Origin of the sequence: Myxococcus dinghuensis (genome assembly GCF_024198235.1) — a bacterium.
GTDB lineage: Bacteria > Myxococcota > Myxococcia > Myxococcales > Myxococcaceae > Myxococcus > Myxococcus dinghuensis.
Map to the genome: position 1 here is coordinate 20,646 of NZ_JAKCFB010000068.1, position 9,013 is coordinate 29,658.

A 9,013-nucleotide genomic window follows, 5' to 3' on the forward strand; every position below is an offset into this window, starting at 1 on the left:
GGAGTGACGCCACCGGGTGTCTCAACAATCCGGCGAGGTACAGAGCCCCGCTCCTCGAACCTTGGGAGATTCGAGGAGCGGGAGCGCCCTTTACGGCTTGAGCGGAATGGTGGCGGAGATGCCCTGGCCCGCCGCGATGTTCTGGATCTGGTTCCCCTTCGAGTCGAAGCTGGTGTTCGGGGGGTTGAAACGCACGATGGTGATCGCCGCGGTCTCGAGCGTGGCATCGCAGTTCGTGCCGTCGGCCAGATTGCAGCCGCGCATGACGCGGATCGCTTCCTTCTTGATGACGATGCGCGAGTTCGTCGGCGAGAGCTCGACCAGGCACTGCATGCCCCCCGACGTCGTCTTGGGGTCGGTCTTGCGCGTCACGGAGGTCCGCGCCGTCGCGACGCCGCGGCAGCCACCGGGGCAAGAGACCTCGATCACCGTGTCCTGCGAGGGGTCGAACTTGACGTCGCCGAGCGACGCGGTGAGGTCGCCCGTGGCCGTCGACGTCGTCGGCGGCTGACCCTCCGCCGGGAAGCCGCCGAACTTGCCGCCGCCGGTGCTCGTGAAGGTGATGACGTCACCGTCCCGGATCGGAGTGGCGTCGAGGGGATAGGGCGTCGCGTTGATGATCGGACCCACATCGCCGTCGGCGGTGAGCGGCCCGTATCCACACCTGTAACGCGGCGAGGGAGTCTCGAAGTGCTTGCAGGTGATCACCTTCGGGGCCTCGCTGCCGTCGAGCAGCGTGCCGCCGGTATAGCCGGTGATGGTGACGATGCCGCCCTCGACCGGGCCAGGATAGATATCGGGCGGCGAGGCAGCGGAGTCGAGATGATCCGCGTTGCATCCGTAGCCATTCACGCTGTCGTCATAGTCGTGATGCAGGGTGTTGGTCGGCGTGGCCATGCCAACCGACGCGGTGAGCACCTTGACCGGATAGGCGCCGGGGACCGTGAGGACGCCAAGGAGCAGCGGGTCGACGCGGTTCTCCGTCTGCGGCTGCGGAGGCGGCTGCTCTTCACCGCCGTCGTCGTCGCACGACGTAGCCCCAAGGACACTCAGCACCACAAGACAAAAGTGATGAAAACGCACGGGATCCTCCCATTTGTCAGAATATCGACGTTTTACCGCTCCTTATCTGTGGATTTCTGTTAAGTCAACAGGTACATGATACTCGGCTAAATCGAGAATCTCATTGTTGGCGTTTTTTATTCAAAGGACGAAACGAGATGAAGCTGCGCTTCTTGATGGTGCTCCTGCTCGTAGGGTGCGGTTCGAGCGACCCCGTGGATCCCCAGGGGCCCCCGGACCCTCAGGAACTCGAAAAGCAAGCCGACGACGCCCGGATTCTCTTCGACGAAATCTTCAAGGCCGCCGAGTACGAGCGCATCCCCGAGGTTCGAGCCGCGCTCAAGGCCGTCTACGATCAGGACTCATCGGTCAATGACGGCGACGTCGCGATGCTGCTCGGCGTGACCTACCTGTGGAACACGGCGGAGTGGGAGCGCGATCCGTCGCGAGGCACCGAGGCGCGCCGCCAGGAAGTCCTCAAGGGCGAAGAGTATCTCACCCGCGCCAAGGAGCTGCGTCCCACCGACGGGCGGGTGTACTGCTGGCTGGGCATCATGAAAGCCTTCCGCTCGCAGGTCGAACTCAACCTCGCGCTGTATCAGGAGAGTATCGACCTCATCGACCAGGGCATCGAACTCTTTCCGCAGTTCAGCCACCTCGTCGTCGCCTTCGTGAAGAGCGGCTGGGCCGCGAACTCCACCGAGTTCGCCGGCGCCATCGAGCACATCTGGAAGAACGTCGACGTGTGCATCGAGGGTGCGATCGATCGCCAGAACCCCGACTTCACGCAGTACATGCACCTGATGAGCAACACCGGCGGTCAGCGACGCGCCTGCTGGAGCTCGGACCTCGTCCCCCACAACCTCGAGGGCTTCTGGTTCCACATGGGCGATCTCCTGGTCAAGAACAACCAGCCCGACCTCGCCGTGACGGCCTACGAGAACGCCAAGCTCCTCCCCACCTACTCCACCTGGACCTATGCCGAGGAGATGGAGACGCGCCAGACCAACGCCCACGAGAACGCCGCGAAGTATCGCGACAGCGATACCAAGAACGATCCGCCGCTCCTCCCCCAGACCACGTTCCAGTGCACCGTCTGCCACCAGAAGTAGGCGGAGAGGCGTAGCGTCACACCCCAGCGGCGAGCGGGCCGGTCCAGCGCGGAGCTGGACTGGCCTCGCCGGAGCCGTCGGTTCAGAGCGCCTGGCGGAAGTTCTTGTTGAACATCTTGTCAGGCAGCTCCCGGCGCACGTAGTTGCTGTACTCCAGGACGGACTTCTCCTCGTTGCGCAGCAGGTCGTAGATCTCCTGACGGCGCAGCACCTGGCGGCCCTCCACGGTCTGGTACTCCGCGAAGAGGGCGCGCTTGCTCACCTTGCCACTGGCCAGCTTGTACTCGGCCTGGACGGGCAGGCGCGTGTCCTTGGCGAGCCAGTACCGCGCCCCCTGGTAGGTGGCGCTCTTGCGCTTGGCGACGAGGTCCAGGACGTAGACGGGCTTGCCCTCCAGCACCTCCTCCACCATCGCCACCGGCTGGTAGTTCTCCACGAGGCTCGTCTGGGCCACGTCTCCATTGCTGGCGTTGCCCGACAGCCTTTGCAGGGGGGTGACCCGCACCGGCCGGCTCGCGGACGGGAGGTAGATCCACATGAACTCCTCCACCGTCAGCAGGAACCGCCCCTGCTGCTCGGGGTCCACGAACTTCACCAGGCTGCGGCTGCCGCCCTTGATGAAGACCTGGTAGTTGGAGACCTTGTCGACCCGGTCGCCCACGTGGTTGGTGATGCGCACATCCACGACGAACGACTGGAAGCCATTCTGCCCACGGTCCGCCTGGGCCAGGACCTCCTCCGCGGTCGGCGCGGCCGGCGCGGTCGGCTGGGCCAGCGCCGGCTGCAGCGCCACCAACGCCGTGAGCACCCCACCCCACAACCCTCCCCACATTGACTTGGACATAGACGGTTCTCCTCACTAGACGTGTCTCAATGCATCCACGATTTTGAGCCGGGCCGCCTTGATGGACGGCAGGAGGGCGGAGAGCGTCTGGGTCAAGGTCACCAGCACGAACACGACCAGGCAGAGCCGCGGCACGAAGTTGATCTTCAAGGCAATCCCGCTGCTGAACGTCGGCGGGGGTGGCAGCAGGATGTTCGCGGCGTTGATGCCCTGGATGGCCAGGAAGCTCATGAGCAGGCCGAGCGCCGCGCCCAGGCTCCCCACCAGGAGGCCCTCCAGGATGAAGATGCCCAGCACCTGCCAACGCCGGGCGCCCAGGGCCATCAGGGTGCCAATCTCCTGCACGCGCTCCAGCACCGCCATCATCATGGTGTTGGAGCTGCTGAGCACCACCAGCACGGTGATGATGACGCCCAGCACGAGGAAGATGGCGTCGTACATGCGCACCACCTGGTGATAGAAGGTCGCCAGCTCCGACCAGGAGCGCGCCCGGAGCTTGAGCCCCCCGGCCTCCAGCCCCGCCGCGTTGATGGCCGCGACGACCTCGTCCGTGTGGCGCGTCTCGTCCAGCTTGACGATGACCCGGGTCACCCGGTCCGCGCCCACCAGCGCCTGCGCGGTGCCCAGCTTCACCTTCACCGCGCGGTCATCGAACTCCTTCACCCCGGTGGTGAACAGGCCCACCACCTTCACGTCGATGCCGTTGAGCGAGCCGTCCGTGGTGGTGCTCAGCAGCGTCAGCAGATCTCCCTCCTTCGCCTTGAGCGCGCCGGCGAGCCCCACGCCGAGCAGCGCCTCGTGCTCGGCGTCCGGCAAGGCCGCCTCCTCCAGCGACAGCGCCCGGCCCGCCTTGATGCGGGTGGTGAAGCCCATCTGCTGCTCGCGCGCCGGCTCGACGCCCCGCCCCAGGAAGGCCTCGGACTTCTCCCCGTTGGAGACGAGGCCCACGAAGCTCACCTCCCCCGTGGTCCCCACCACGTGGGGCATCGCCTCCAGGCGGGTCTGCAGCGCGCGGTAGTCCTGGAGGCCCTGGGCCAGGGGCCGCTCCTCTCCGTCCTTCAGGAAGGGCTCGGAGAGGACCTGGAGGTGCCCCAGCCCGTTGCGGATGGTCTGCTCGCGCAGGCCGCCGTAGCTGTTTTCGAAGAAGCCTCCCGAGAGCATGAGGGCCATGGCTCCGACCACGATGACCAGCAGGGTGATGGCCGTGCGGCGCCGGTTGCGCAGCACGTTGCGTACGGGAATGACGAGGAAGCTCTTCATGAATTCACTCCCGCCGCGCGGAACGAGGGGGCCGCGGCGCGCTCGGCAGGGGGCACCTCGCGCACCGTCCCGTCCGAGAGCCAGATGACGCGCGCGGCCCGGTTGATGATGTGGTGGTCATGGGTGGAGAAGATGAACGTCACCCCGCGCGACGCGTTGAGCGCGGCCATCAGCTCGAGGATGTCCGCCCCCGTCTTCGAGTCCAGGTTGGCGGTGGGCTCGTCGGCGAGCACCGCCAGCGGCTCGGTCACCAGCGCCCGGGCGATGGCCACGCGCTGGCGCTGGCCGCCGGAGAGCTCCTGGGGCCGGTGGTGGCGGTGGTTCGCCAGGCCCACGCTCTCCAGGAGCGCCTCCACCCGCTCGCGCCGCTGGCGGGCGGGCACGCCCCCCAGGACGAGAGGCAGCTCGACGTTCTCATAGGCATCGAGGACGGCCACCAGGTTGAACGTCTGGAAGACGAACCCGAAGTAGCGGTTGCGCAGCCCCGCCAGCCGGTGAAGCGGGGTGTCCGTGACGTCCTGCCCGTCCACTCGAACCCTGCCGGCGTCTGGCTTGTCGATACACCCGATGATGTTCAGCAGGGTCGTCTTGCCGCTGCCCGAGGCGCCCGCCAGCGCGGTGAACTCCCCCCGCTGGAACTCCAGGCTCACCCCTCGGGCGGCATGGACGGTCGTCTTTCCAAGCTGGTAGTCGCGAACGATGTCCGTCAGTTGAATCGCCGGTTGTGTCATGTCCAATGCCTGGCGGCCCCATGCCTCGCGGGCCGCGGTGGGTTGGTTAGAAGGAGAGCAGCACGCCCAGGTTCAAGGAGGCGCGCTGGCCCACGTTGCCGTACTCGCTCCTGCCACTCCCCGAGAACAGCGAGCCCCGGGCGTAGACGGTGGCGCCTCGGAGGACGAGGTAGGACACCTCGCCCACGAGGACACGGCTGAGGTCATCGACGTTGACGAGCGCCAGCGCATTGCCCTGGAGGCGCTCGGCCATCCAGGCCTGGGAGGCACGCAGGAAGAGGTAGTTCCGGCGCATGCGCTGACGGCCTAGCTGCTGCAAGCCGTGCAGGAGGTTCAACTCCGGCAGGGACAGGTCGCCGTACCCGGTGGGGTATGTCCCCCGGGCGCGCTGCTCGAGGCTGAAGTCCACCTGCTCGAGGAAGCGCGTCCACTCCTGCGAGGAGAGGCCCTCGTCGGAGTGAGAGAACTCCCCGATGAGGTTCGTCCCCCAGGGGAGCGTGTAGCTGACCCCGAGGACGTAGCGCAGGAAGAGCCGGGTCTCGTTCGCCTTGATCTGGCCGAGGTAATCGAATCCCAGCAGCGTCCGCTGAAACCCCGGGAGGATGGTCTGGGGGTACTCCGCGCTCGTGCCGCGCGTGCCGGCCACCTCGCCGTGGACCTCGAGGGCCTCGCCGAGCGCGTACGTGAAGGTCAGCGCGCCGGTGTTGCGGACGTTGGAGACGAGGGCTTGGACGGCCAGGTCCAGGTTCCACGAGGGCACCAGGACGTTGGCCCGCAGGGCCAGCTCGTAGCGGCGCGTGTCCGCATCGTCGTTCGTCAGCACGTCGGAGCTGAAGGCGGCCGTCAGGACGTGGTCCCCGAGGAAGTAGTCCAGCTGCGCCACCTCGCGTCCCTCCAGGAGCCGCAGCCGGTCCTGCGGGTCCGAGGGGCTGCGCAGGGGCTCGAGCAGCCCCGCGGGGTTGAAGGCGAACCCGTTGGTCCACCGGAGAATCTTCCGCCCGACCGACAGCTCCAGGTCGCCCAGCGAGGCCGTCGCGTACAGCTCACGCACGGCGAGCGTCGTGACGGTCTCGTCCCCGGAGCGCACGGCCGAGGTGAGCTGGGCCTGGACGGAGACGCCCGCCGGCAGTTGCGCCCCGAGCTGCGCGTGGAGGCGCAGCGCGTTGTTGCGCCGCTCCAGTTCGTACAGCGAGCCCCCGGGGTTGAAGAGCGAGCCGGCGGCCCGGTTGAGCGTCACCTCGTCGAGCAGTTCGAAGCGGTGCCGCAGCCACGGCTCGTCCGCGGGCGCCTGCGGGGCGGATTCCTCTGGGAGCTCCTGCGCCGCGCGGGCGCCCCCCGGTCCGGGGACCGCCACCAGGGCGCACATCAGGATGTGGAGCAGGACGCTTCTCACGATGATTCGCTTTCTCTTCCGGGTGTGTCAGGCGACGGGGCGCAGCGAGGAGGGCGCGGGGAGCGCGTCGGGCAGCGCCTCCTCCACCTCACGCATCGCGGGGGAGAGCCACGCCGTCGCGGCGTTGACGAGGATGATGACGCCCAGCACGACGAGCAGGAGCGCGATGCCGCGGCCGGGGCCTGTACCCATCACCTGCCCCACGCTGCCCGCCAGCGCGCCGCCAGGGGCCATCCACGGCTCGAAGTAGCGCTCCGCCAGGGGCCCGGCGGCGAGCGCCGCCAGGGGTGGCGCCACCAGGGCCACCATCCGGCGCACGGCGAAGACGCGGCCCTGCATGTCCAGGGGTACCTTCGTCTGCCAGATGGTCTGGGCGCAGCTGGACATCGTCGGGATCGAGAAGAGGAAGAAGAAGACGGCGGTGCCCAGCACCACGACGTGGGGCGGCAGGCACGCGGCGACGAGGCTGACGCCACCGAGCACGTGGAAGCCGATGACGCCCAGCACGCGGCGCCGGGGCCCTCCCCACACGCCCATGACGATGGAGCCGAGCATCATCCCCATGCCGGAGCTGGACATGAGCGCGCCCAGCGTGGCGGCGTTCGTGAAGCTCAAGGCCAGGGGCGTGAGCAGCACCAGCACCAGGGCCAGGGTCAGGTTGGCGAGGGTGATGAAGACGAGCAGCCGCAGCAGCCCGGGCCGCGCGCGGATGAAGTGCCAACCGGTGGCGATCTCCTGGCCCAGCGCGCCACGTCCCCGCTGGCCCTCCTCGCTCGTGGGCGGGGTGGGGAAGCGCACCAGCAGCAGGCTGCCCATGGCCAGGGAGAGCGTGCCCAGGTCGATGAGGAGGATGCCGGACAGGCCGATGCGCCCCATGAGGGCACCGGCCACCACGGGCGCCACGATCTGCCCGGTGCCGGCCGCCAGCTCGAGGAGGCTGTTGGCCCGGGTGAGGTGCTGCTTGGGCATCAGCAGCGCGGTGGTGGCCTGGAAGGCCGGCGCGCGCAGCGCGTTGAAGCACGCGCCCAGGCCGATGGTGAGGTAGAGGTACCCATGCTGCAGCTTCCAGTGGCCCGCCTCGCCGCCGGCCACCAACAGCCAACTGCTGAGCGTGCCCAGGCCAACGCCCACGTCCGACAGCAGCATGACGCGGCGGCGGTCCCAGCGGTCCACCAGCGCTCCAGCCACCGGCGAGAGCAGCAACTGCGGCAGGAAGTAGGCGAACGAGGTGAGCGAGAACCGGGTGATGGAGCCGCTGCTCTGGTAGACGTACAGGCTCAGCGCGAAGCTGCTGAGCCCCGAGCCGATATAGGAAACGAGCCGGCCGACCCACGTCACCAGGAAGATGCGCAGCGCGCTCTTGGCGGGCAGCACGCTCACGCGACCTCCTGGCGCGGCGTGGTCTCCGGCTGCGCGAGGACGCCGCCGAGCACCTGGGCGAGCACCTCGACGTGCGGCGCTCGGAGCATGGTGAAGTGGTCACCGGGCACGCCGTGGAGCTCCACCGGACCGGGCACCAGCGCGCCCCAGCCTCCGGTGGCGTCATGCTCGAGCAGCGCGGCCTCCAGGGGGCTGGGGGCCACCTCGGGCCGCAACAGCACCAGCCGCAGCCGCTGCGAGGGCTCGGGCCGGAAGGCGTGGAAGGCGACCTGGTGGGCCTCGAAGACGCGCAGGGCGCGGCGCAGGTCGTCCTCGGCGCTGGCCGGCGGCAACAGCCTGCGCTCCACGGCCAGGGCCGCCAGCCTCGTGAGCGTCGCGTCCGCCTCCAGCGTCAGGCCCAGCTCACGGGCCAGATGGAACAGGCCCTCGGAGCCGTCCGGTTGCACCGTCCAGGCGGGCCGCGGCAGCCACGAGTCGAGGAGGATGACGCCGGAGACGTCCACGCCCTCGGCCTCGAGCTGGCGCGCCATCTCATACGCAACCAATCCGCCGAAGGACCAACCCGCCAACCACAGCGGGGCCCCGGGGACACGGGCCTCGCGCAGCGGGGCGAGGTAGTGTCGCGCCATGGTGGGGATGTCCTCGAAGGGGGGCTCCTCACCCTCCAGGCCCAGGGCGTGGAAGGCATGGAGCGGCTGCTGCTCGCCCAGGGCCTGTGACAGCTCGCGGAACGACAGCGCCGAGCCGCCGATGGCGTGGACGAAGAAGAGCGGCGGCAGGCTGCCCTGGGGCTGCAGCGTGGCCAGCGCCGAGGACGGCCCCGCGGATGGAGCGTCGCGGAGCGCCGTGGCCAGCGCCTCGACGGTGGCGCTCGTGAACAGCCGGTTGAGCGGCAGCTTCCTGCCGAGCCGGCGCTCAATCTGTGCCACCAGCCGCAGCGCGAGGAGTGAGTGGCCACCGAGCGCGAAGAAGTCATCGCGCACGCCCACCGGCCGCACGCCCAGCAGCGTCTCGAAGAGAGAGGCCAGCTCCAGCTCGGTGCGATCCCTGGGCGCCAGCGCCGCCTCGCGCTCCTGGCCACCTGACCACTGGGGCTCGGGCAGGGCCTTGCGGTCAATCTTGCCGTTGGGGTTGAGCGGCATGGCCGGCAGCACCACCAGGGCCGAGGGCACCATGAAGCGCGGCAGCCGCTCCTTGAGCAGCCCCTGCAACGCCTCGGGCTCCACCTGCT

8 protein-coding genes are annotated in these 9,013 nt (G+C 68.7%); 1 reads left to right on the forward strand and 7 read right to left on the reverse strand.

Features of this window, described 5'->3' with window-relative positions; genetic code table 11:
- Positions 1–90 precede the first annotated feature (90 nt).
- On the reverse strand, positions 91–1,083 hold the full coding sequence (locus LZ198_RS40970; protein WP_253977622.1) for a hypothetical protein: 993 nt from the start codon (positions 1,081–1,083) through the stop codon (positions 91–93).
- A 137-nt stretch (positions 1,084–1,220) separates the two neighbouring features.
- Here LZ198_RS40970 and LZ198_RS40975 point away from each other — a divergent pair, with 137 nt between their 5' ends.
- Positions 1,221–2,174 carry a hypothetical protein gene (locus tag LZ198_RS40975; protein WP_253977623.1) on the forward strand — a complete coding sequence of 318 codons (954 nt, stop codon included), beginning with the start codon at positions 1,221–1,223 and terminating at the stop codon, positions 2,172–2,174.
- An 82-nt stretch (positions 2,175–2,256) separates the two neighbouring features.
- Here LZ198_RS40975 and LZ198_RS40980 read toward each other — a convergent pair whose 3' ends face one another.
- From LZ198_RS40980 to LZ198_RS41005, 6 genes are all read right to left on the reverse strand, one after another.
- Positions 2,257–3,018 carry an outer membrane lipoprotein-sorting protein gene (locus LZ198_RS40980; protein WP_253977624.1) on the reverse strand — a complete coding sequence of 254 codons (762 nt, stop codon included), beginning with the start codon at positions 3,016–3,018 and terminating at the stop codon, positions 2,257–2,259.
- 15 nt (positions 3,019–3,033) lie between these two features.
- On the reverse strand, positions 3,034–4,278 hold the full coding sequence (locus LZ198_RS40985; protein WP_253977625.1) for an ABC transporter permease: 1,245 nt from the start codon (positions 4,276–4,278) through the stop codon (positions 3,034–3,036).
- Positions 4,275–5,009: an ABC transporter ATP-binding protein gene (locus LZ198_RS40990; protein WP_253977626.1), complete on the reverse strand. Its 735-nt coding sequence runs from the start codon at positions 5,007–5,009 to the stop codon at positions 4,275–4,277. The genes LZ198_RS40985 and LZ198_RS40990 overlap by 4 nt, the downstream gene beginning before the upstream one ends.
- A 46-nt stretch (positions 5,010–5,055) precedes the next feature.
- Entirely contained in the window at positions 5,056–6,402 is a 1,347-nt protein-coding gene (locus LZ198_RS40995) for a hypothetical protein (RefSeq protein WP_253977627.1), read from the reverse strand.
- Between the two features lie 27 nt (positions 6,403–6,429).
- Entirely contained in the window at positions 6,430–7,782 is a 1,353-nt protein-coding gene (locus LZ198_RS41000) for an MFS transporter (protein ID WP_253977628.1), read from the reverse strand.
- A partial coding sequence (locus tag LZ198_RS41005; protein ID WP_253977629.1) for an alpha/beta fold hydrolase occupies positions 7,779–9,013 on the reverse strand: 1,235 nt, incomplete at its 5' end. The genes LZ198_RS41005 and LZ198_RS41000, both read right to left, overlap by 4 nt.